Source organism: Geomonas propionica (assembly GCF_016458235.1).
Classification (GTDB): Bacteria; Desulfobacterota; Desulfuromonadia; order Geobacterales; family Geobacteraceae; genus Geomonas; species Geomonas propionica.
In genome coordinates this window covers 197,592-221,016 of sequence record NZ_JAEMHK010000007.1, presented here as the reverse complement: position 1 = coordinate 221,016, position 23,425 = coordinate 197,592, and the positions used below count along the sequence as shown (strand labels likewise).

Genomic DNA, 23,425 nt, shown 5'->3' with positions numbered 1-23,425 from the left:
CAATTGTCCCGATTCGGAGCAAAAAGGGAGCTCACCCACTAATGAGGGAGCAACTAAGCTGGTGAATACATGGGAAACGAACCAATTTTTGTCATGGTGAATTCAACAAACGTGCGGGGCGTGCGAGCTCGGTTGCCTGATCAAAACGGCCGTTCCACAAAAGAGCAAATGTGCCATTGTGGAACGGCGCAACTGTTCGATTTGAGGACGCAACTTGGGAAGGGGGTGCGGGGGCGGTAAACACAGCGGCAGTTAAGTATACGGTATCTTGTGAATATTATTCGATATCCCGAAAAATTGTGTTTACGGCAAATTCTGGTACGCCCTTTGCGATAACGTAGAAAACCGTTTTAGGAAAGTGTATGCAGCATGGCATCATTTCTTAAACACAAAAGAACCGGGTCAAAGCCCGGAAAAACAACAGGGGGAAATGAAAATGGCATTAGGAGAGCAGACTTACGGTTTCTACATTCCGACGGTATCGCTGATGGGCGTTGGTTCCGCTAAGGAAACCGGCGAGCAGGTTAAGGCACTGGGCGCATCCAAAGCGCTGATCGTCACCGACAAAGGCCTCTCGGCCATGGGCGTTGCTGACAAAATCAAGGAGCAGGTGGAAGCTGCCGGCGTTAAAGCCGTTATCTTCGACGGCGCCGAGCCGAACCCGACCGACGTCAACGTGCACGACGGCGTCAAGGTGTACCAGGAAAACGGCTGCGACGCGATCATCTCCCTGGGCGGCGGCTCCTCCCACGACTGTGGTAAGGGCATCGGCCTGGTCATCGGCAACGGCGGCCACATCCGCGACTTCGAAGGCGTGAACAAGTCCACCAAATCCATGCCGGCATTCGTAGCCATCAACACCACCGCCGGCACCGCTTCCGAAATGACCCGCTTCTGCATCATCACCAACACCGACACCCACGTGAAGATGGCCATCGTCGACTGGCGCTGCACTCCGAACATCGCCATCAACGATCCGCTGCTCATGGTCGGCAAGCCGGCAGCTTTGACCGCTGCAACCGGCATGGACGCACTGACCCACGCGGTCGAGGCATACGTCTCCACCATCGCCACCCCGATCACCGACGCATGCGCCATCAAGGCCATCGAACTGATCGCCGAGTTCCTTTCCAAGGCAGTCGCCAACGGCGAAGACCTCGAGGCACGCGACAAGATGGCATACGCCGAGTACCTGGCCGGCATGGCGTTCAACAACGCTTCCCTGGGCTACGTCCACTCCATGGCTCACCAGCTGGGCGGCTTCTACAACCTGCCGCACGGCGTCTGCAACGCCATCCTGCTGCCGGCAGTCAGCCAGTACAACCTGATCGCCTGCCCGAAGCGTTTCGCTGACATCGCGAAAGCCCTGGGCGAGAACGTCGACGGCCTGTCCGTGACCGAAGCCGGCCAGAAAGCGATCGACAGGATCCGCACCCTCTCCGCTTCCATCGGCATCCCGACCGGCCTCAAGGCCCTCAATGTCAAGGAAGAGGACCTGACCGTCATGGCAGAGAACGCGAAGAAGGACGCTTGCCAGTTCACCAACCCGCGCAAAGCGACCCTCGAGCAGGTCGTCCAGATCTTCAAGGACGCAATGTAGTAGATAGGCCCAATGCCCCTCCCCTCCGGGGGAAGGGGCAACGGCACGAACACCTGTAGGGGCGAATAATCATTCGCCCCCGCACTTCCCGCTTCTAGCGGGTAAAGGCAACACCGCCTGCGGCCCCAACCGGCGCGCAGGTCCGAACACATGCAAGAGATGCGTAAGCGGTGTCGGGTCAGTCACGCATCAAAAATCTCCGAGCCGTCGCAGCCTAAAAGGGACCTCCCCTCATGGCTCCAGGCCAACGGGTTTCGCTGGAAACGGCGGGGCCTCCCTCTTGGAAAGGAGTCCCGGCGGTCGTACTGCCGGTAAAACTAAACAAAAACAGGGAGCTTGAAAAGCATGGATAAGATTTTTCGCGTCAACATGACCGACCTCACCACCAAGATCGAAGCAGTTCCGGCAGCATGGGCAGGCCTGGGTGGCCGTGGCCTCACCTCCACCATCGTGGCCGCCGAAGTACCGCCGACCTGCCACGCGCTTTCCGCCGACAACAAACTGGTCTTCGCACCGGGCCTTCTGACCGGCACCGCAGCGGCCAACTCCGGCCGCCTCTCCGCAGGCGCCAAGAGCCCGCTCACCGGCGGCATCAAGGAGTCCAACGCAGGCGGCACCGCGGCACAGATGCTGGCGAAACTCGGCATCAAGGCCATCATCATCGAGGGCGCACCGAAAACCGGCGCCTGGTACAACCTGGCCGTGGGCCTGAACGGCGTCACCATCAACGAAGAGAAGGAACTGCTTGGCCTTGGTAACTTCGCCGTGATCGACGCGGTCGAGGCCCGCCTGGGCAAAAAGACCGGCGTCCTCACCATCGGCCCGGCCGGCGAACTGAAGATGACCGCGGCCAACATCTCCGTCAAGGACCCGGACAGCAAGATCCGCAGCCACGGCCGCGGCGGCCTGGGCGCGGTCATGGGTTCCAAGCAGATCAAATTCATCTCCATCGACGGCGAAGGCGCGAAACCCGTGACCATCGCGGATCCGGAGAAATTCAAGACCGCAGCAAGGGCGTTCTCCAAGGCGCTTCTCGACCACCCGGTTTCCGGCGAAGGTCTCCCGACCTACGGCACCAACGTCCTGGTCAACATCCTCAACGAGGCGGGCGGCCTGCCGACCAGGAACTTCACCACCGGCCAGTTCGAAGCCCATGACAAGATCTCCGGCGAGACCATGCACGACACCATCGTGGAGCGCGGCGGCAAGCCCAAACACGGCTGCCATGCCGGCTGCATCATCCAGTGCTCGCAGGTCTATCACGACAAGGATGGCAAATACGTCACATCCGGCTTCGAGTACGAGACCATCTGGGGCCTGGGCGCTGACTGCTGCATCGACAACCTGGACGACATCGCACGCGCCGACAACCTGATGGACGACATCGGGATCGACTCCATCGAAACCGCAGTCATGTTCGGCGTGGCCATGGAAGCCGGCATCCTGAAGTGGGGCGACTCCAAGGAGATGCTCCGCCTGCTGACCGACGAGATCGGCAAGGGTACCGCCCTCGGCCGCATCCTGGGCGGCGGCGCAGGCTCCGTCGGCCGCACCTACGGCGTGACCCGCGTACCGGTCGTCAAGAACCAGGGCATCCCGGCTTACGACCCGCGTTCCGTCAAGGGCATCGGCATCACCTACGCCACCTCCACCATGGGCGCCGACCACACCTCCGGCTACACCATCGCCACCAACATCCTGAACGTCGGCGGCTACGTGGATCCGCTCAAGAAAGAGGGCCAGGTCGAGCTTTCCCGCAACCTGCAGATCGCAACCGCCGCGGTTGACTCCACCGGTATGTGCATCTTCGTCGCCTTCCCGGCGCTGGACATCCCGGAGTGCCTGCCGGCCCTGATCGACATGATCAACGCCCGCTTCGGCATCGCCCTCACCGGCGACGACGTCACCAACCTGGGCAAGTACATCCTGAAACTGGAGCGCGACTTCAACCAGAAGGCCGGCCTCACTAACGTCCACGACCGCCTGCCGGACTTCTTCAAGACCGAACCGGTCGCGCCGCACAACGCGGTGTGGGACTTCACCGACGAGGAAATCGACGAGTTCTGGAACTTCTAGGAACCACCTTTGCCCGGCGTGACGGAAGTCACGCCGGGTTTTTCCGTTTGAGCCAAACACGCAGGTGCCGCATGAAGATAACACTCAAGCTTTTCGCCACATTCAGAAACGGCAGGTTCAAGATCGCCGAGCAGGAACTCGCCGAAGGGACCGAGGTGCGCCAGGTGGTGCTTTCCCTGGGACTCACCGAGGAAGAAATCGGCATCGTGATGCTGAACGGACGGCACGGTGAACTGGACAGCACGTTGAGCCACGGCGATATTCTTTCGCTCTTTCCCCTGGTCGGAGGAGGCTGATATGCGCAAGGTCATCACTTTTCTGAAAGAACAGACCAAGGACGGCCTGCTCCCCTGGAGCGCCCAGGACGCCACCGCGAAGCGCTTCAAGCTGAGCCACGCCGCGGTCGAGCTGCTCGCCCTGCAAAACGGGCTGTTCCCGGCGCGGTACCAGCGCAACCGGAACATGATCCAGATCGAACAGCAACTGCGCCTGTTCAAAAGCCGCGTGGCGGTAATCGGCTGCGGCGGCCTGGGGGGATACGTCCTGGAAGAACTGGCACGGCTCGGGGTCGGGCAGATCGTCGCCATCGACCCGGACATCTTCGAAGAACACAACCTGAACCGGCAGATCCTCTCCACCCCGGCCTCCCTGGGTCAGCCCAAGGTTGAGGCGGCGGCCGAACGGCTGGCGCAGATCAATCCCGCCGTCACGGTCACCGCCATCCAGGACGCCTTCTGCCTTGCCAACGGCTTGGAGCTTTTGGCCGGAGCGCACGTGGCGGTGGACGCGCTGGATAGCATCCCTTACCGGCTGGAGTTGGCGGAGGTCTGCAACACCGCCGGAATCCCCATGGTCCACGGCGCCATCGGCGGCTGGTACGGCCACGTCGCCTCCCAGTTCCCCGGCGAGACCACGGTGCAGCAGATCTATCGCCATTATGTAGCGGGCAAGGGGATCGAGCAGCAGCTCGGCAATCCCTCCTTCACCCCGGCCGTGGTGGCAAGCCTCGAAGTCGCCGAAGTCTGCAAGATACTGCTGGGCACGGGGGAGCCGCTCAGGAACCGCAAGCTCTCCATCGACCTGCTGGAAATGGAGATGCAGGAGATCTCCTACGCGCCGGTCGTGGTAACCCTGGTGGACGCGGCCTAATCGCTCTGCCCCCCTCGCCCTCGGGAGAGGGCTGGGGTGAGGGAGAATCAAAGCGGCAATGCTGCCGCTAAAAAAAAGAGCGACGCCGTCGACGACGCCGCATAGAGCACCGAGGTGCATCATGCCAAGCTTTGAAGAAGCGCGAGGCATCATCCTGGCCCACGTCGCCCCGTTGGGTGAAGAGAACGTCCTGCTGTCCGACGCCCTGGGGCGCGTGGTTAGCACGGACATCATGGCCCCCTGGGACCTGCCGCAGTACGACAATTCGGCCATGGACGGCTATGCCGTGCACGCCGCCGATTGCACCTCGAGTCCCACCCGTCTCAACATCACCGGCTTCCTGCCTGCCGGTGAGGAGCAATGCCCCGCGGTAAGCGTCGGCTGCGCGGTCCGGATCATGACCGGCGCCCCCATCCCCCCCGGCTGCAACGCCGTGGTGCCCATCGAAGAGACCGAGCAGGAAGGGGACCAGGTCGTCATCCAGCAGCGGGCGCTCCCCAAACAGCACGTCCGGGTCAGAGGTAGCGACGTGGCCTGCGGCACCCAGGTCCTCCCTGCCGGCAGCCAGATCCGGCCCGCCGAGATCGGCATGCTGGCGGCCATGGGACAGGCGCTGGTGCCGGTATACCGCAAGGCGCGCGTGGCGATCCTTTCTACCGGAGACGAACTCATCGAGCTGGGCGAAAGTCCGAGAGCGGGCAAGGTGATCAACTCCAACGCCCTGTCGCTTGCCGCCGCCGTGCGCGAGGCCGGAGCGGAACCGGTCCTGCTCGGGATAGCGCGGGACAACCTGCAGAGCCACCGGGACAAGATGCAGGAGGGACTTTGCTGCGACGCCCTGATCACCTCGGCAGGCGTCTCCGCCGGAGACCGCGACCTGGTCAGGGAGGTCGCCGCGAGCCTCGGCGCGGAAGAACTGTTCTGGAAGATCGGGATGAAGCCGGGCGGCCCCACCGCCTTCTCGGTATGGCAGGGAAAACCGATCTTCTCGCTCCCCGGCAACCCGGTTTCCACCATGGTGACCTTCGAGCTGTTGGTGAAGCCCGCCCTCCTGAAGATGATGGGGCACCACCGGGTGCTTCCCCCCTTCGTAAAAGGGATACTGGCCGAGGACGCGCACAAGAAGCCGGGCAAGCTGCACTTCATCAGGGTCACCGTGAAGAAGCGCCACGGCCGGCACGTCGCCTACTGCGCCGGCGAACAGCACACCGCCATCCTGAGCACCATGACCAGGTGCGACGCCCTGGCCGCCCTACCCTGCGATGCCACCTTCATCCCCGCCGGGAGCGAAGTCGACCTGGCATTGATGAGGGAAGTTGACCTGCTGAGCGAGGGGGAGGTCGGCATAAGGTGCTGTTCCTAATGCTGAAGCAAAGCTGAACGCGTCATAATAATAATTTATTTGCTATATTTTCTTTCCCGAATATGCGATAAAGCAAATGCTAATATTCGGGAGGTGCAACATGCAAGAAATGCTGATTTTGGGTGGTATCGTGGCAGGCTGGGTGGTGCTGCAGCGCTTCATCCTGCCCCGCATGGGGATCGAGACTTGAATGTCTCCCGCATGCTCCGGGGACCGGGGTAAAAAGAAGAAGGCCGCAGAAAACGAGCAGGAAGGATAAGAAAGGGCGCCGCTAAAAGCAGGCGCCCTTTCCTTTTGTATCGTTATTTTGCCGGGAACAGATGTCCCACCTGTAGGGGCGAATAATCATTCGCCCCCCCTCAGTGGCACCTGCAGCGACCTTTCTTCGTGGCAACGCCCTCACCCCATCCCTCTCCCGGGGGGAGAGGGTGGAAGCGAGCTTGCAACGTAGAACGTAGAACGTTGAACGTTGAACGTCAGTTGCCTCTTAATACCGGTAATGCTCCGACTTGTACGGCCCTTCCTTCTTGACGCCGATGTAGGCGGCCTGCGCATCGGACAGTTCGGTCAGCATGGCGCCAAGCGTCTTCAACTGCAGGCGCGCCACCTTCTCGTCCAACTCCTTAGGCAGGATGTAGACGCCGACCGGGTACTTATCGGGGTTGCAGAAGATCTCCATCTGCGCCAGGGTCTGGTTGGCGAAGGAGGAGGACATAACGTAGGAGGGGTGGCCGGTGGCGCAACCGAGGTTGACCAGGCGCCCTTCTGCCAAGAGGATGATGCGCTTGCCGTCCGGGAAGATGACGTGGTCGACCTGCGGCTTGATGTTTTCCCACTTGTACTGCTTCAGCTTGGCCACCTCGATCTCGTTGTCGAAGTGCCCGATGTTGCAGACGATGGCGTTGTGCTTCATGGCCTTCATGTGGTCGTGGGTGATGACGTCGATGTTGCCGGTGGTGGTGACGAAGATGTCAGCCTTGTCGGACGCCCACTCCATGGTGACCACCTTGTACCCTTCCATGGCCGCCTGCAGCGCGCAGATCGGGTCGACCTCGGTGACCCACACCTGGGCCTGCAGCCCGCGCATAGCCTGGGCGCAACCCTTGCCGACATCGCCATAGCCGCAGATGACCGCCACCTTGCCCGCCACCATCACGTCGGTGGCGCGCTTGATGCCGTCCATCAGGGACTCGCGGCAGCCGTAGATATTGTCGAACTTCGATTTGGTGACCGAGTCGTTGACGTTGATGGCCGGGAACTTCAGCGTACCCTTCTCGAACATCTGGTACAGGCGGTGCACACCGGTGGTGGTTTCCTCGGTGACGCCCTTGATGCAGGCGGCGGTCTTGGAGTACCAGCCCGGCTTCTCGGCAAGGCGCTTCTTGATGGCCGCGAACAGGAATTGCTCCTCTTCGCAGGTGGGGTTGGCGATCACAGAAGCGTCCTTCTCCGCGTCGCTGCCGAGGTGCAGCAGCAGGGTCGCGTCGCCGCCGTCATCGAGGATCATGTTCGGGGCGCCGCCGTCGTGCCACTCGAAGATCTTGTGGGTGTAGTCCCAGTATTCCGCCAGCGTCTCGCCCTTGTGCGCGAAAACGGGGATGCCTGCGGCGGCGATGGCCGCGGCGGCGTGGTCCTGGGTCGAGAAAATGTTGCAGGATGCCCAGCGCACCTCGGCGCCAAGCGCGGTGAGGGTCTCGATGAGCATCGCGGTCTGGATGGTCATGTGCAGCGAGCCCGCGATGCGCGCCCCCTTGAGCGGCTGGGCGGCGGCGTACTCCTCGCGGATCGCCATGAGTCCCGGCATCTCGGTTTCTGCGATGATCATTTCCTTGCGGCCCCAATCGGCCAACGACATGTCCTTAACGATGTAATCCTTGGTCACGTTACTTCTCCTTTTTGTAGAATCGGGGCTAGGGGCTGGGGGCTAGGGGCTGGCAAAACCGATCGGCCCGTCCCCTCCCCGCTCACCTGTCCCTTATTTGTCTCTCTGTGTCTGCCTTTACTAGTCCCTAGTCCCCAGGCCCTGCCTTTACCGCCTTCACCAGCAGCACGCTCTCCTGGCCGATCTCGGACGGGAGCCGCTGCACGGAAACGTCCGCCAACCCGGCCGCCTTGAGCCATGCCTGCAGCTCATCCTCCTCGAACCCAAGCCACTGGTCGGCCAGTTGCTCCCGGGCCCACTCCCGCTCGTGGCGCGCCAGGTCGGCAAGCACCAGCGTTCCCTGCGGCTGAAGGACCCGGACGATTTCGGTCAGCACCGCCTGCGGGTCGGGCGCATGGTGCAGCACCATGTTGGCCACTACGCAACCCGCGCCGCCGTCGGCGATGGGAAGATGGGTCATCTCGCCAAGCCTCAGTTCCGCCCCCGGGACTCCGTCGTCCACCAAGCGTCGCCGCGCCTCGACCAGCATCGCCGGAGAATGGTCCACACCGATCACCTGTCTTGCCTTGCGTGCCAGTTGCGCCATCAAGGTCCCGGTGCCGACACCTATTTCCAGCAGCACGGGAACCTCGGGAACCAGGGCCAGCAGGCTTTCCTGGTACTCCGGCACCGGCAGTAGCGTGCGCGACAGCTCGTCCCACTGCGCCGCGTGCTGATCGAAGAACTCCAGGCTACGCTTGCGGCGAGCATCCAAAGCCTGCGCCACGGCGGCGAGATCGCTGCGGCGCTCCGGAAGCTGCTCCAGCGCGCGCTCGAATTCAGGGCGAATGGCACTAAAGAAGGGGTTCTGCTCCCCGGCGCGATAGTAGCTCCAGGTCCCCTGGCGCTTGACCGAGAGCACGCCCGCCTCTGCCAGGATCTTCAGGTGCCGCGAGATGCGCGACTGTCCCATCCCCATGATCTGGGTCAGTTCCTGGACGGTAAGTTCGGAGTTGAGCAGCACCGCCACCAACCGCAGTCGGCATGGATCGGACAGCGCCTTGAATAGTTCCAGCATGGCTATATCAACCTTGGTGATTTTCTTAAATCAAGTTTTCTTGATATAACATAGGGCGCGGCTGCAGGCAAGGTAAAAGCCATATTATTTACGGCTCATTGGACCTGCCGCCTCCAACGAAAGGGGTGCCCCCTTTTCCTTTTGCCTTTCTCCGATTTCCTCAGATTTGCTCGGTGGCTAGTGGTTTTTAAACGAAAAATCCCCCTGCAGCGTAGGCCACAGGGGGATGAGGAAACTTAAGTCCGACGGGTAGTTTTTTTAGGCCGCCTTGTCTTCGGCGACGGCGCCCGCCTCGGAGAAGATTTCGTCGAAGATCTCCTGGACGGTCTCGATCCGGGTCGCCTTCCAGGCGTTGGTGCCGCAGAAGATCAGGCCGGAGTCGACCTCGCCGCGCTGGGCGCGGTCCAGGGACTTGACGATGCAGAAGCGCTCGCCGCTTTCCTTGTAGGAGCACTTCTTGAGGCAACCGTAGGAGCAGACGGAACCGCGGTCGCGGTCGTAGGAAACGATCCCTTCCTGGTTGGTGAGGATGGCGCGGCCGGGCAGACCTGCCGGGCTCATGATCAGGCCTATGTCCTCTTTCTTGCAGTCAAGGTAAGCCTGCTTGAAGGCATCCTCGGCGTCGCACTCGACGGTGGTGACGAAACGGCTCGCCATCTGCACCCCGTCGGCCCCTTCGGCCAGCGCATGCAGCACGTCGGCGCGGTCCCAGATGCCGCCTGCGGCGATCACCGGGATGTCCAGCCCGTACTCGCTGCGGAAGAATTCCTTCACGCCGCGCACGGTTTCGTACTGGTCGTACTCGCCGATGCCGATATTTTCCAACTTCTCACCGAGGTGCCCCCCGGCGGTGTCCGGATCTTCGACCACGACTGCATCAGGACGACGGTTGTAGGCTTTGTCCCACTTCTTGGCGATGAGCTGGGCGGCACGCACGGAAGAGACGATCGGCACCAGTGCCACGTCCGGCGCGTGTGCGGTGAGTCCCGGGAGGGTCATCGGCAGGCCGGCGCCACAGACCAGCACCTTGGCTCCCGCCTCAACGGCTGCGACCACGAGCTCCTCGAAATCGGTAAGAGCGACCATCACGTTGACCCCGATGATGCCGTCAGGGGCGATCTCGTACGCCTTCCTGATCTCGTCTTTCAGCGCCACGGAGTTGCTTTTGAGATAGTTCTTGCCGTCGAAGAACTCACTGTTCAAGGTGATGCCCGGGGAGGCAACCAGCCCGACGCCGCCGCACTTGGCAACGTGCCCGGCCAAGGATCCTGCCGAAATCCTGACCCCCATGCCGCCCTGAATCAGCGGGTAACGTGCCTCGTGTTTGCCAATGCGCAACGGTTTGAACATATGCTCCTCCTGACTGTCTGACTGCACGTTAAACACATTAGCAGAGAACCTCAAAATCTTTTGTAATAGTAGTGTAAAAACAAAGGGGCCTTATCCCACAGATACCCCTTGCAAAATGCCGACAGCGATGCTACCAGTGGGGCATGAAAATGAACCGGAAACTATCCAACCCGTTGATTGCATTGATAGGGATCCAGTTGATCTGGGTGGTGATGGTCATCTCCTGGATCTACTGGTTCATCGGCAGGAGCAAGGAGTTCCGTAACCTTGCCTTGCGTTACAAACCGGAACTGCTGACTCAGGGGATGGAGTGGATCGTCCTGGTTGAGGGCCTGTTGATGGCAATCGCCATCCTGGCCGGCGTCTATGTCATCTTTCTTTACTGGCGGCGCCAGGCGAAACTTTATCTGCAGCAGCGCAGTTACATATCCCAGTTGACCCACGAACTGAAATCGCCGCTCGCCTCGATCCAGTTGCACCTCGAGACGGTGAAGATGAGGGACCTCCCCAAGGACAAATTGGACGGCTTCATCGACACCATGCTCTCGGACACCGACCGGCTCAACGTCCTGACCAGCAACCTGCTCATGGCCACCAGGATCGAATTCCGGCAACTGGGAGACAAGGCGAAAAAGATCGATTTCTCCGAGTTCGTCACCAGCTACCTGCAGGGGAAGATGAGCGAACTTCCCGAGGGAGGGAAACTGACCCTGGAGGTGGAGCCCGGCATCAGCGCCACCATCGACGTCGAGGGTATGGAGATGGCGCTTCGAAACCTTTTCGAGAACGCGCTCCTTTATTCGCCTGTTTCACCCGAGATCCGGGTGACGCTCAAGCGCAGCGCGAGCGGCCGGCAATGCCACCTCGACTTCCAGGACAACGGCAAGGGGCTCACCAAAAACGAGCTGGAGAAGATCTTCGACATGTTCTACCGGGTGCGCACCGCCGGTGAGAACATCAGGGGGACCGGCCTGGGGCTCTATATCGTCAGGTCCGTGGTCAACGCCCACGGCGGCAAGATCTCCGTCGAGAGCCCGGGGCTCGGCAAAGGCTGCACCTTTCACATCACCCTGCCGCTGCAGGGCAGGCAGCAAAGAGGATAGGCATGTCCGGCGAAAAACCGCACATACTGCTGGTCGAAGACGAGATGCACCTGGCGCGGGGCATCACCTTCAACCTGGAACAGGAAGGGTACCTGGTGAGCCACGTCGAGAGCGGCGAGGAGGCACTCGAGAAGGTCGCCCTGGAGAAGTTCGACCTCATCATCCTGGACGTGATGCTGCCGGGTATCGGCGGGTTCGAGGTCTGCCAGAAGATCCGCGGGCTCGATTCGCGGGTGCCGGTGCTGATGCTGACGGCGCGCTCCGCCGAGAGCGACCGCATCTCCGGGCTCGCCGCCGGGGCCGACGACTACCTGGTGAAGCCCTTCAACCTGAAGGAGTTCCTGCTCAGGGTTTCGGGGATGCTGCGGCGCAGCGCCTGGTATCGGCCGGAGCCGGTGGAGGAAGGGTATCGCTTCGGGGACAACGAGGTGTTCCTGCTTTCCTACCGCGCCAGGACCAGGCAGGGGGAGATCGATCTCACCGACCTGGAGGTGCGCATGCTGTCGCTGTTCTTTCATCGCGAGGGGGAGGCGATACCGCGCGGCGAGATCCTGGAAAGCGTCTGGGGCTACGCCACCGACGCCGAGACCAGGACCCTGGACAACTTCATCGTGCGGCTCAGGAAGTACTTCGAGCCCGAACCCTCGCGCCCCGTTTTTTTCCAGACCGTGCGGGGGGTGGGGTACCGGTTCAGCAGGAAGGCTTAAAGGCCGTTCTACGTTCTATGTTCTACGTTCTACGTTGAACAACCAGCCCATTCTAAAAGCTAACTGCCCGTTCTACCCTCGACCTTGAAAAATCAACAGAGCCCCTAAACAAAAAGGCCCTCCGAATCCGGAAGGCCTTTTGCTTTTAACGTAGAACGCAGAACGTAGAACGGGTTTCTTAGATGCCCGCCTTCTCTTTAATGATGGCGGCCTTGTCGGTGCGCTCCCAGGTGAACTCGGGGAGCTCGCGGCCGAAGTGGCCGTAGGCTGCCGTCTTCCTGTAGATCGGACGCAGAAGGTCGAGCTGCTCGATGATGGCGCGCGGACGGAGGTCGAACACCTCGCGCACGATCTCGGAGATGCGCTTGGACGGGATCTTGCCGGTGCCGTTGCAGTCGACCATCACGGAGACAGGCTCGGCGACGCCGATGGCGTAGGCCACCTGCACTTCACAACGCTCGCAGACGCCGGAAGCAACCAGGTTCTTGGCGACGTAACGACCCATGTAGGCCGCGGAACGGTCCACCTTGGAGGGGTCCTTGCCGGAGAACGCGCCGCCGCCGTGGGCGCCGTGCCCGCCGTAGCTGTCGACGATGATCTTGCGGCCGGTGAGACCGCAGTCGCCCATCGGACCGCCGATGACGAAGCGCCCGGTCGGGTTGATCAGGAACTTGGTGTTGGCGTCCATCAGGTTGGCCGGGATGATCTTCTTGACGACTTCCTCGATGATCCCTTCCTTGATCATCTCGTAGGAGACCTCGGGGGAGTGCTGGGAGGAGATGACGATGGTATCGACGTGGACCGGCTTGTCATCGATGTACTGGATGGAAACCTGGGACTTGGAGTCGGGACGGAGGAAGTCGAGTACGCCGGCCTTCCTGACGTCGGCAAGCCTGGAAACCAGCTTGTGCGCCATGAGGATGGACATCGGCATCAATTCGGGAGTCTCGTTGCAGGCAAAGCCGAACATGAGCCCCTGGTCACCGGCGCCCTGCTCCTTGAACATCCCCTCCCCTTCGGTTACGCCCTGAGCGATGTCGGGGGACTGCTTATCGATGGAGGTGAGCACCGCGCAGGTTTCCCAGTCGAAGCCCATGGCGGAATCGTGGTAACCGATTTCCTTGATGGTTTCACGCGCGACTTTCGGATAGTCGATGACGGCATTGGTGGTGATTTCACCGGCGATAACCGCCATACCGGTGGTCACCAGCGTTTCACACGCCACGCGCGATTTCGGATCCTGGGTCAGGATCGCATCAAGAATCGCGTCGGATATCTGGTCGGCAACCTTGTCCGGATGTCCCTCAGAAACAGACTCGGACGTAAAGATGAAGTCCTTCATTTCCATAAGGTAAAACCCCCTAACGAAGTGTATATCAGGTGTTGTAAAGCTCGCAGATTGTATAGTTGGCAATTCTCTTTGTCAATAATTAAATGCGACCAATATCAGCAAGTTCCGCCACGCCACCGGGCAATACCAGAGCGGCTTGCTCATAATTAATTGATTCACATAAATTCCCCGGTACAATCTTTCCCGTCGAGTCGTGCGAACCATCATTGGCGCCTGCCATCCGTCATCTGGAGCAGAATAGAGATGTTCTTCAACAGGAGGATAGCAATGAGAATGCTTTGGCTGGTGATGCTGTGTCTGCTACTTGGAGCATGCGGCGGGGGCTCCGGCTCAAACGGCGCCCCAGGCGACGACGGCAGCGTGCTGACTCCGGAGCCCGTAGCGGGTACTGCCCGCCTCAGCATCGGCACCTTGGGACCTGCCGCCGATTCCGTTCTCTATGCCGCGCAATTCACCTTGCGCCTCCCGGCGGGCGTGTCGCTCCCCACCACGAGCGGCAGCAACCTGCTTCCGGACGGGGTGCTGGTACCGGCGTTCAGCGGCAGCTACGCCGGCGCCAGTTTCCTGCAAGCCGCGAGCGCCACGTCGGGGCCGCAGTTGCTGGTGAACATCGCCCATCCCGGCGGGCTCACCGTCGGCCCCCTGGCCACCCTCACCTGCCAGGTCGCGGCGGGCGTGGTCCCCTCCGTGAACGCCTTCACCCTGGAGAACTTTTCCGCTCGCGACGCCAACGGCGCCGTCCTCCCGGGGATCACCGCCAGGCTTACCCTCCAAACGCAATGAGCGGCTGGCGCATCTGCGCCAGCCGCTCACCTGTTGCCTTCCCCCGCAGGGGAAACATCCGTCCCGTCCCTATTCCACCAACTTCATGGAGTTGATGAAGACCGGCTCCACCGGCACGTCCTGGTGACCACCTTTGTTGCCGGTTTTCACCTCGCGGATGGCGTCGACCACGTCCATTCCTTCGATCACCTGGCCGAAAACGGCATAGCCGAAACGGTCCGGGGTCTTGCCGGAGTGGTCGAGGAAGGCGTTGTCCACGACGTTGATGAAGAACTGCGAGGTGGCGCTGTCGACCACGGAGGTACGGGCCATGGCCAGGGTGCCGCGCACGTTCTTCAGGCCGTTGGTGGCCTCGTTCTTGATGGCGAACTTGGTCTTCTTCGGCTGCATGTTCTCATCCAGCCCGCCTCCCTGGACCATGAAGCTCTTGATCACGCGATGGAAGATGGTGCCGTCGTAGTAGGCGTCCTTGACATAGGAAAGAAAGTTGCGCACGGAGATGGGTGCCTTGTCCTTGAAGAGCTCGATCTTAACGGTCCCCATCGAGGTCTCCATGACGACTACGGGATTTTTTTCTTCAGTCATTATGTTGCTCCTTTATATTGGGTTTGATACACCTTTTTCGGGTTGCAGCGGTCTTCAATATCACACAACGTACTGTCTGGGAAGTTTTTACTGGTTGCAGCGTGGTTGCTACGGTATCATGTACAGTCAGCGATTGTACCAGAACTGTTTATGTAGTGCACCTATGGCATTAAAATATTCACAGGAGCTGATCATGAAAGTCTCAACCATCACCATCTTGGCTGCACTGACACTCTCCCTTTTCACGACCGTCCTGCCGGTAGCAGCCGCATCGGACCTGCAGCAGGTTGCCAAGGTCGGTGATCCCGCTCCCGGCTTCAAGCTGGACGCCCTGGTCGGCACCACCGCCGGCAAGGAGTTCAAGCAGATTTCGCTCGACGACTATCGCGGCAAGTGGGTGCTGCTGTTCTTCTACCCGATGGACTTCACCTTCGTCTGCCCCACCGAGATCAAGGGGTTCAACCAGGCGCTCCCGGAGTTCGAGAAGCTGAACACCGTGGTGCTGGGCGCCTCGACCGACAGCAAGTACTCGCACCTGGCGTGGGTGCAGCGCGGCGACTTGGGCAACCTGCAGTTCCCACTGCTTTCCGACATCAAGAAGGAAGTCGCTGAAAAATACGGCGCTTTGGACGAGAAGGAAGGGGTCGCCCTGCGCGCACTGTTCATCGTCGATCCCGACGGCGTGCTGCAGTACCAGGTGGTGCACAACCTTGACGTGGGCAGGAGCGTTGAGGAAACCATGCGCGTTCTCGAGGCGCTGCAGACCGGCTCGCTCTGCCCCCTGGGCTGGAAGCCGGGCCAGAAGACTCTCGGCAAACCGTAACCATCCATCCGGGGGCGGGCCTGCCGCCCCCTACCCAATCATCGCCTTCATCTTGGCGAAGAAATCCTCCGCGCTCTTTTCCGCTTCCTCCGGCGTCACTTCCTTCACGACCCCGCTTTGCTGCACGTTCAGCACCGTACCAGGGATCTCCTCCAGAAAGCGCGACGGCACCCGCTCCTCGAGTTTGCCGTACTTTTTCCGATACAGCGTCCGCGTCATCACCAACTGCTGCCGGGCGCGCGTGATGCCGACGTAGCATAGGCGCCGCTCCTCGTCGATGGTGTCATCCTCGTAGATGGCCCTTTTATGGGGCAGGATCTCGTCCTCCATCCCGACCAGGAACACGAAGGGGAACTCGAGCCCCTTGCTGGAGTGCAGCGACATGAGGGTCACCGCGTCCTTGCCGTGATCCTTCTTGTCCTTGCCGGAGAAGCGGTCCTCGTCCATAAGCGACACCTTCTCGATGAAGCCCCCGAGGGTCGCCTGCGGCACCCGCTCCTCGTAGGCCGCCATGGAGTTGATGATCTGCTCCACGTTCTCCACCTTGCGCCGCGCCGCCTTCTGATCGTCGATGGTACGGAAAATCTCCTCCTCGATCTTCAGCTTCTCGAAGAGCGCCTTCCCCTTCTCGGCCAGCCCCCCTTCCGCCCGGAAGTCTGTGGCGGCGTCGAGCAGGGTGTGGTGAAAGCCGAGCACCTTGTCCCTGATCGCTTCTGAGATCCCCTCGATCTCCCCTACCCGGCTGAACGCCTCGAAAAGCGGGATCTCCTTTTCCAGCGACCACTGGTTGATGCGGATCACGGTGCTGTCGCCGATGCCGCGCCTGGGGAAGTTGACGATGCGCAAAAGCGCCACCTCGTCCAGGGGGTTGGCGATCACCTTCAGGTAGGAAAGGGAATCCTTGACCTCCTTGCGCTCGAAGAACTGGGTGCCGCCGACCAGGACGTAGGGGATGTCCTCGAAGCGGAGCTGCTCCTCGAAGGCGCGGCTCTGCGCGTTGGTGCGGTACAGGATGGCGAAGTCGCTGTAGGGGGTGTCCTTCTTGAAGCGCTCCAGCTGGATCCGCTCCACCACGCTGGTCGCCTCCTCCTCGTCGTCCTGGACGATGCAGAGATCGATGAGCGGCCCCTGCCCCGAGGCGGTCCAAAGCCGCTTCGCCTTTCTCACCTTGTTGTTGCCGATGACGCTGTTGGCCGCGTCCAGGATGTTGCCGGTGGAGCGGTAATTCTGCTCCAGCTTGATGGTGCGGCACCCGTGGAAGTCCTTCTCGAAGTCGAGGATGTTGCCGACGTCGGCGCCGCGCCAGCCGTAGATGGACTGGTCGTCGTCGCCCACCACGCAGAGGTTCTTGCAGCCGGCCGCCAGGAGGTTCACCAGGAGATACTGGGACGAGTTGGTGTCCTGGTACTCGTCCACCATGATGTAGCTGAAGCGATCTTGCCAGTGCTTGAGGACCGGCGGGTGATGCTGCAACAGTTCGGCGGTGAGCATGATGATGTCGTCGAAGTCGATGGCGTTGAACGCCTTCAACGCAGACTGGTAGCGCGGGTAGACCAGCGCGGCCATCATGTCGATGTCGTCGAGCGGGTTGGGGGCGAAGCGGTCCGGCGGGATCAACTTGTTCTTGGCGCCGGAGATGCGCCAGATGATGCTTTCCGCGTCGTACTTCTTGCTGTCGGTATTGACCTCGCGCACGATCTGGCGCACGAGCCCAACCTGGTCGGCGGTCGAGTAGATGGAGAAGTTTTTCTTGTAGCCCAAGCGCTCGATGTCCCGCTTCAGGACGCGCACGCCCAGGGAGTGGAAGGTGGAAAGGACAATTCCCTTGCAATGCTTGCGTCCCACCAGGTGCTCCACCCGCTCCTTCATCTCCTTGGCTGCCTTGTTGGTGAAGGTCACCGCGAGGATCTGGTCCGGCGGCACCCCCTTGTGCAGGATCAGGTGCGCGATGCGATAGGTGATCACCCCGGTCTTGCCGGACCCGGCGCCGGCCAGGACCAGCAGCGGCCCCTCCGTGTGCTTCACGGCGGCGAGTTGTTCGGGATTGAGACGGGACAGGTCGAGCATGAATTCCTCATAAAGCGGGCATTTGCGCCGCAGCGACAACGGGGTTCCGAGTTTGCGGGCCAAAAAAGAGCCGTCCCCGGAAAGGTGCGGCCGGATATTGTTACCAGAAGCAAAAGGGCAATGCAAGGCGCTATATCCATGCCAGTTCCAAACTGCCGCGGGGTGTGCTATAAAGCACCGTTCACGACAAACCGCCACGAGGTTCTCCATGGAAGCACAAGCCGCCGCCCAGCGCATCGCCTTGCTCTCGAAAGAGATCGAGCGCCACAACCGCCTTTACTACGAACAGGACATGCCGGAGATCACGGACGCCGAGTACGACGCGCTGTTCCGCGAACTCCAGGGGCTGGAAAAGGAATTCCCGGAACTTGCCCTCCCCGACTCTCCCACCGGCAGGGTCGGCGGCCGGGCGCTGGCGAAGTTCACCCAGGTGCGCCACAGCATGCCGATGCTGTCCCTGGAGAACGCCTTCACCGAGCAGGACATGATCGATTTCGACGACCGGGTCAAGCGCTTCCTGGGCCTTGCCGCCGACACTATGATTCCCTACGTCTGCGAGCCCAAGATGGACGGGGTCGCCGTGGAACTGGTATACCGCGAGGGGCTTTTGGCCATCGGCTCCACCCGCGGCGACGGCGTCGTGGGCGAGGACGTGACCCAGAACCTGAGGACCATCAAGGACGTGCCGCTGCGCCTGGAAACGCAAGAGCCGCCGGAACTGCTTACCGTGCGCGGTGAGGTCTACCTCCCCCTGGCCCCCTTCCGCAAGTTCAACAGCGAACGCGAGGAAGCGGGCGAGCCCCCCTTCGCCAACCCGAGGAACGCGGCAGCCGGGTCCCTGCGCCAGCTCGATTCGAAGATCACCGCCAAGCGTCCCTTGAGCATCTTCTGCTACGCGCCCGGGGAACTGGGCGGCGTGGAATTCACCGCGCAGAGCCATTTCCTGGAGACCATCCCGACCTGGCGACTGCCGGTAAACCCGCTCACCCGCGTGGTGCACGGCATCCAGGAGATGCTCGCTTACTACCAGGAGATGATGGAAAAGCGCGACGACCTCCCCTACGAGATCGACGGGGTGGTGGTCAAGGTTGACTCGTTCCGGATGCAGAGGGAGCTGGGAGAGAAAAGCCGTTCGCCGCGCTGGGCCATCGCGTGGAAGTTCCCTCCGCGGCAGGCGACCACGGTGGTGGAGAAGATCTTCCATTCGGTCGGGCGCACCGGAGTCATCACGCCGGTAGCCTTCCTGAAGCCGGTGAACGTGTCCGGCGTCATGGTGTCGCGCGCCACCCTGCACAACTGGGAGGAACTGGAGCGCAAGGACATCCGCGAGGGGGATACCGTGATCGTCGAGCGCGCCGGCGACGTCATACCGGCCGTGGTGCAGGTCATCCTCGACCAGCGCCCGGAAGGTGCGGTCCAGCCGCAGGTGCCGGAGCACTGCCCGGCCTGCGGAGGCGAGGTGGTCCGCCTGCCTGAGGAGGTGGCGGTGCGCTGCGTGTCCCTTAACTGCCCGGCGCAGCTCCTGGAGCGGGTGAAACATTTCGCGTCCCGGCGCGCCATGGATATCGACGGACTGGGAGACAAGTTCATCGAGCAGCTTCTGAGCCTGAAGCTGATCCAGAATGTCGCCGACATTTATTCGCTCAAGGAAGAAGACTTCATGCAGTTCGAGCGCATGGGGAAGAAGCTCGCAGAGAACCTGTTAAACGCCATCGAGTCAAGCAAGGAGCGCGACCTGTCGCGGCTTATCTTCGCCCTCGGCATCAGGCACGTCGGCGAGCACACCGCCAAGCTTTTGGCCAGCGCCTTCGGGAGCATCGAGAACCTGGCCAAGGCGAGCGAGGAGGAACTGGTCAGCGTCCGCGAGGTCGGCCCCCAGGTCGCCACCAGCATAGCCGACTTCTTCCGCAACGAAGAGAACCTGAAGGTGCTGGAGCGGCTCAAGGAGGCCGGGGTCAGCCCCAAGGTCGAGGAAAAGCGGATCGGCGGCAGGTTCACCGGCAAGACCTTCGTCTTCACCGGTGCGCTGGAGAAGTTCACCAGGGACGAGGCCAAGAAGATGGTGGAGCAGGAAGGCGCCCATGCCGCCGGCAGCGTCTCCAAGAAGACCGACTACGTGGTAGCCGGCGCCGACGCCGGCAGCAAGCTGGAGAAGGCACGGCAGTTGGGCGTGCGGGTGCTGAGCGAAGATGAGTTTTTGGAGTTGATGCAGTAACGTGCGGCAGCAATAGTGTTGACAGGCACGGGCGCGGCAACCATACGGTTGCCGCGCCCTTTTGCTTCAGCGTCTTTCTTGCGGTTCTACTTCGCCAGCTTGGCGGTCAGCGCGGGAACGAACTGCATCACGTCGGCCACCACCAACACGTCGGCTACCTCCCCGATGGGGGCGTCCTTGTCCTTGTTGATGGCGACGATGAACCCTGACTTCTTCATCCCGGCCAAATGCTGGATGGCGCCGCTGATGCCGCAGGCGACATACAACTTCGGACTCACGGTCTGGCCGGTCACCCCCACCTGCGCCCCCGCCTCCATCCAACCGCTGTCCACGACCGGGCGGCTCGCCCCAACCTCGCCGCCCAGCACCTTGGCGAGTTCGGCGATGACCGGCAGGTTCTCCCTCTTGCCGACACCGCGCCCGGCACTGACAATGATCTCCGCCCTGGTCAGGTCGACCCCCTTACGGACTGCCGCCTCGTAGCCTAGGAACTCGGTCCTCCCCTCTCCCTCAGCCTCCAGCGCCTGCCGCTGCGGCGTCCCCCCCGGTACCAGCGCCGGGAAGGCCCCTCCCTGCAGAGTAAGCACCACGGGGGTGCCCACGGGCTTCACCACCTGCCTCATCTTCTGGCTGCAGCAGGGACGCTCGAAACCTCCCTCCGCCAGGGCGACCACCTCGGAAACCTGCGGCGCCTTGAGCAGGGCCGCGACCCGCGGCGCCAGGTCCCAGCCGTAGGAGGTGTGCAGGAAGACCACGTAGTCCGGCTTTTCCCGCTCCACCGCCGCCTGCACCAGCCGCTTGTGCAAATCGGGATCGTACTCCCCATACTTGCCGGCATCGGCCAGGTAGACGGTCCCCCCATAGCTCGGCAGGGCCGCTTCGGTGCCGATCAACACCATGGCGCTCTCCGCTCCCTGTTGGGAGGCGAAACCGAACAGTTCGTAGCTGTACTCCAAGAGTTTTCCATCGCGGCATTCGCCTATCAGTAAAGCTTTCATGGTCGCCCCCTTAACGCAGCACCGCCGTCTTGTCCTTGAGAATCCCGATGAGCCGGTCGACCTGATCGGCAACCTCGCCTTCCAGAATCACCCCGCCCCCCTTCTTGGCCGGTGCGCTGAACTTCACCAGCACGAGCCTCGCTTCCTGCTGCAGCAACTGCTCGACGGGAATGACGTTCACCTCTTTCTTCTTCGCCTTCATGATATTGGGAAGCGTCGGGTAGCGCGGCTGGTTCAGCCCCAGTTGGCAGGTGATCAGGGCCGGGGTCTTCATACGCACCGTCCCTTTCACCCCGCCTTCAAGCTCCCGCTTCACGGTCACGGTGCCGTCGGCGTACTCGAAGGCAACGACGGTCGTGACGCAGGAGTAACCGAGCGCCTCGGCGACGGCGACCCCTACCTGGGAGGAGCCGCGGTCGAGCGACTGCATCCCGGTGAAGATGAGATCGAACCCCTCCCCCTTGGCATAGGCCGCGATGATCGACGCGATCTGGAACGGGTCTTTGAAATGGGCGGCCTCGTCCCGCACGTGCACGGCCCGGTCCGCCCCCATGGCGAGCCCCTTCTTGACGGCCTCCACCACCCGGTCCGGCCCCACCGACAGCAGGGTGATCTCCGGTTCGCCCCCCAACTGCTCCTTGAGCAAAACCGCCTGCTCGATGGCGTACTCGTCGTATTCGTTGACCCGAAAGGCCAGATCGGTCTCCGCATACCAGACGCCGGCGGCATCGGGGCGGAAACGTGATTCCATGTCAGGCACCTGCTTGACGCATACCAGGATCTTCATAATGAACCTCCTCCAGCGTTGCGGGCGGTGTTACATACCTGTGCCGCTTGCCCTTCCAGCCGGGAATGATATCGCTTACTTAGAGAATAAAGGAGGAAGCAGAAGTGTCAAACTTTTTCATGAGGTGGCGAGGCCGCCATGGCGGGTGCAGGCAGCCCCTGCAGCTTTGGGGGGGGTGCGTGGGGGCAAGGGAGCTAGAGCCAGTAGGCCAATTCCTCTCGGCAGCCGCTTGGCGTCGATTTGTTCTTGAGCCCCTGCTCTAACTCGCACAGCAGTTGGGTGAGCTGGCGAAAGATCTGGTTCTTCTCGGTGATGTCGTCGGTCTTGTCAAGTTTTGCCAACAGTTTCAAGTAATTGGCATAAGCCGCGTCAAAGGTGTCCATACCAGGCTCCTCCCGTATTGGCGCCTTGGGGCGCACAGCAGGAGGTAACATTTACCCAAAAATTAAAACTTTTTCAAGTGTTTTCTTAAAAAAAATTAACTTTATAGCAGATGGATCAGACCGACATCGTTTCCACCCTGTTGCGGCCGTTTTGTTTGGCGCGGTAAAGTGCCTCGTCCGCGCGGCGGAACAGGGAGTCGAGGTTGTCGACTTGGGGGGATGGGTAGCCCGCGACGCCGGCGCTGACGGTCACGGTGAGGTCATCCAGCGGGTGCGGGAAGTGATGATCGATTACCGCCAGCCTCAGGCGTTCGGCGGCCATCACCCCGCCTTCCAGCGTGGTGCCGGGGAAGACCATGACGAACTCCTCGCCGCCGTAGCGCGCGGCGCTGTCGTAGGCGCGCATCTGCTGCTGTATCACATCGGCCACGGAGGAGAGCACCACGTCGCCGTTTTGGTGGCCGTAGGTGTCGTTGACCTGTTTGAAGAAATCGATGTCGACCATGACCAGAGAGAGGTTTTCGCCGTTGCGCTTGGCCCTGAAGAACTCGGCTTCCAGGACCTCGGCGAGGTAGCGCCGGTTGAATAGCCCGGTCAGGTGGTCGATGTTGGTGAGTCGCTTGAGCTGCTCGTTCGCCTTCTTCAGCTCGTCCTGCAGGGACTTGATCTTCAGTTGCACCTTGACGCGCGCCACCAGTTCGCCGGAGTCGAAGGGCTTGGTGAGGTAGTCGCTGGCGCCCTGTTCCAGCCCCCTGATCTTGGAGTTGAAGTCCATCTTGCCGGTCAGCATGATGATGGGCAACCCCTGCAGGTCGGGGCGCGAGGCGACCAGTTGCAGGAACTTGTAGCCGTCCATGCGCGGCATCTCCACATCGCAGATCACCAGGTCGGCTTTGCAGTCGATCAGGGTCTTGAACCCTTCCATCCCGTCCTTCGCTTCCCGGTACTGCTCGAACAACCCGACGTCCTGCAGCGTCCGTATTACCTGCTCCCGAATGGCAGCCGAATCATCGATCACAAGTGCACAACTGAACATGATGTCTCCCATCGGCAAGGCCCCAATACAGCAGCCGGCGGCGCGCGACGACATCTTCCCGGCGCCAGACAGAAACGCCGACAGAGAAGCATCACGAGGACCGCACACCG

At 61.5% G+C, this 23,425-nt stretch carries 20 protein-coding genes and 1 riboswitch; of the genes, 10 read left to right on the top strand and 10 right to left on the bottom strand.

What is annotated here, in order from left to right:
• Positions 1 to 436 precede the first annotated feature (436 nt).
• The 5 genes from JFN90_RS11410 to JFN90_RS11390 all read left to right on the top strand — a co-directional run bounded on the left by JFN90_RS11410 (position 437) and on the right by JFN90_RS11390 (position 6,188).
• Positions 437 to 1,600 carry an iron-containing alcohol dehydrogenase gene (locus JFN90_RS11410; RefSeq protein ID WP_199395237.1) on the top strand — a complete coding sequence of 388 codons (1,164 nt, stop codon included), beginning with the start codon at positions 437 to 439 and terminating at the stop codon, positions 1,598 to 1,600.
• Between the two features lie 185 nt (positions 1,601 to 1,785).
• A riboswitch (molybdenum cofactor riboswitch) is annotated at positions 1,786 to 1,906 on the top strand.
• Between the two features lie 39 nt (positions 1,907 to 1,945).
• Positions 1,946 to 3,676, top strand: coding sequence for an aldehyde ferredoxin oxidoreductase family protein (locus JFN90_RS11405; RefSeq protein WP_199395236.1), 1,731 nt, complete (start codon positions 1,946 to 1,948; stop codon positions 3,674 to 3,676).
• A gap of 71 nt (positions 3,677 to 3,747) precedes the next feature.
• Complete coding sequence (locus JFN90_RS11400) at positions 3,748 to 3,972, top strand: MoaD/ThiS family protein (protein ID WP_199395235.1); 225 nt, start codon at positions 3,748 to 3,750, stop codon at positions 3,970 to 3,972.
• A gap of 1 nt (position 3,973) precedes the next feature.
• Positions 3,974 to 4,825: a HesA/MoeB/ThiF family protein gene (locus JFN90_RS11395; protein ID WP_199395234.1), complete on the top strand. Its 852-nt coding sequence runs from the start codon at positions 3,974 to 3,976 to the stop codon at positions 4,823 to 4,825.
• A gap of 121 nt (positions 4,826 to 4,946) precedes the next feature.
• Positions 4,947 to 6,188: a molybdopterin molybdotransferase MoeA gene (locus JFN90_RS11390; protein WP_199395233.1), complete on the top strand. Its 1,242-nt coding sequence runs from the start codon at positions 4,947 to 4,949 to the stop codon at positions 6,186 to 6,188.
• Positions 6,189 to 6,675: 487 nt separating this feature from the next.
• On the opposite strand, the gene ahcY is transcribed toward JFN90_RS11390, so the two are convergent.
• The 3 genes from ahcY to JFN90_RS11375 form a co-directional block, all read right to left on the bottom strand.
• The gene (ahcY, locus tag JFN90_RS11385) at positions 6,676 to 8,070 is read right to left on the bottom strand and encodes an adenosylhomocysteinase (protein WP_199395232.1); all 1,395 of its coding nucleotides are present in this window, start codon (positions 8,068 to 8,070) and stop codon (positions 6,676 to 6,678) included.
• A 127-nt stretch (positions 8,071 to 8,197) separates the two neighbouring features.
• Entirely contained in the window at positions 8,198 to 9,127 is a 930-nt protein-coding gene (locus JFN90_RS11380) for an ArsR/SmtB family transcription factor (protein WP_199395231.1), read from the bottom strand.
• A gap of 258 nt (positions 9,128 to 9,385) precedes the next feature.
• Complete coding sequence (locus JFN90_RS11375) at positions 9,386 to 10,477, bottom strand: NAD(P)H-dependent flavin oxidoreductase (protein ID WP_199395230.1); 1,092 nt, start codon at positions 10,475 to 10,477, stop codon at positions 9,386 to 9,388.
• Positions 10,478 to 10,620: 143 nt separating this feature from the next.
• Between JFN90_RS11375 and JFN90_RS11370 the strand changes: the two genes are divergently transcribed.
• Positions 10,621 to 11,580 carry a sensor histidine kinase gene (locus JFN90_RS11370; RefSeq protein WP_199395229.1) on the top strand — a complete coding sequence of 320 codons (960 nt, stop codon included), beginning with the start codon at positions 10,621 to 10,623 and terminating at the stop codon, positions 11,578 to 11,580.
• 2 nt (positions 11,581 to 11,582) lie between these two features.
• The gene (locus tag JFN90_RS11365; protein ID WP_199395228.1) at positions 11,583 to 12,287 is read left to right on the top strand and encodes a response regulator transcription factor; all 705 of its coding nucleotides are present in this window, start codon (positions 11,583 to 11,585) and stop codon (positions 12,285 to 12,287) included.
• 178 nt (positions 12,288 to 12,465) lie between these two features.
• On the opposite strand, the gene metK is transcribed toward JFN90_RS11365, so the two are convergent.
• A complete protein-coding gene (gene metK, locus JFN90_RS11360) occupies positions 12,466 to 13,635 on the bottom strand; it encodes a methionine adenosyltransferase (RefSeq protein ID WP_199395227.1) in 1,170 nt (389 codons plus the stop codon).
• A 270-nt stretch (positions 13,636 to 13,905) separates the two neighbouring features.
• Here metK and JFN90_RS11355 point away from each other — a divergent pair, with 270 nt between their 5' ends.
• Positions 13,906 to 14,421 carry a hypothetical protein gene (locus tag JFN90_RS11355; protein ID WP_199395226.1) on the top strand — a complete coding sequence of 172 codons (516 nt, stop codon included), beginning with the start codon at positions 13,906 to 13,908 and terminating at the stop codon, positions 14,419 to 14,421.
• A gap of 69 nt (positions 14,422 to 14,490) precedes the next feature.
• Here the strand turns inward: JFN90_RS11355 and JFN90_RS11350 are convergent, their stop codons facing one another.
• On the bottom strand, positions 14,491 to 15,006 hold the full coding sequence (locus JFN90_RS11350; RefSeq protein WP_199395225.1) for a peptidylprolyl isomerase: 516 nt from the start codon (positions 15,004 to 15,006) through the stop codon (positions 14,491 to 14,493).
• A 193-nt stretch (positions 15,007 to 15,199) separates the two neighbouring features.
• Between JFN90_RS11350 and JFN90_RS11345 the strand changes: the two genes are divergently transcribed.
• Positions 15,200 to 15,829, top strand: a complete 630-nt coding sequence (locus JFN90_RS11345; RefSeq protein WP_199395224.1) for a peroxiredoxin — start codon at positions 15,200 to 15,202, stop codon at positions 15,827 to 15,829.
• A 30-nt stretch (positions 15,830 to 15,859) separates the two neighbouring features.
• Here the strand turns inward: JFN90_RS11345 and JFN90_RS11340 are convergent, their stop codons facing one another.
• Complete coding sequence (locus JFN90_RS11340) at positions 15,860 to 17,896, bottom strand: ATP-dependent helicase (RefSeq protein WP_199395223.1); 2,037 nt, start codon at positions 17,894 to 17,896, stop codon at positions 15,860 to 15,862.
• Positions 17,897 to 18,104: 208 nt separating this feature from the next.
• Between JFN90_RS11340 and ligA the strand changes: the two genes are divergently transcribed.
• Positions 18,105 to 20,111: an NAD-dependent DNA ligase LigA gene (gene ligA / locus JFN90_RS11335; RefSeq protein ID WP_199395222.1), complete on the top strand. Its 2,007-nt coding sequence runs from the start codon at positions 18,105 to 18,107 to the stop codon at positions 20,109 to 20,111.
• An 86-nt stretch (positions 20,112 to 20,197) separates the two neighbouring features.
• Here the strand turns inward: ligA and JFN90_RS11330 are convergent, their stop codons facing one another.
• The 4 genes from JFN90_RS11330 to JFN90_RS11315 form a co-directional block, all read right to left on the bottom strand.
• Positions 20,198 to 21,109 carry an electron transfer flavoprotein subunit alpha/FixB family protein gene (locus JFN90_RS11330; protein WP_199395221.1) on the bottom strand — a complete coding sequence of 304 codons (912 nt, stop codon included), beginning with the start codon at positions 21,107 to 21,109 and terminating at the stop codon, positions 20,198 to 20,200.
• Positions 21,110 to 21,119: 10 nt separating this feature from the next.
• A complete protein-coding gene (locus tag JFN90_RS11325) occupies positions 21,120 to 21,896 on the bottom strand; it encodes an electron transfer flavoprotein subunit beta/FixA family protein (RefSeq protein ID WP_199395220.1) in 777 nt (258 codons plus the stop codon).
• Between the two features lie 194 nt (positions 21,897 to 22,090).
• Complete coding sequence (locus tag JFN90_RS11320; protein ID WP_199395219.1) at positions 22,091 to 22,279, bottom strand: hypothetical protein; 189 nt, start codon at positions 22,277 to 22,279, stop codon at positions 22,091 to 22,093.
• A gap of 115 nt (positions 22,280 to 22,394) precedes the next feature.
• Positions 22,395 to 23,315 (bottom strand): diguanylate cyclase, encoded by a 921-nt coding sequence (locus tag JFN90_RS11315; protein WP_199395218.1) that lies wholly within the window; start codon positions 23,313 to 23,315, stop codon positions 22,395 to 22,397.
• Positions 23,316 to 23,425 lie beyond the last annotated feature (110 nt).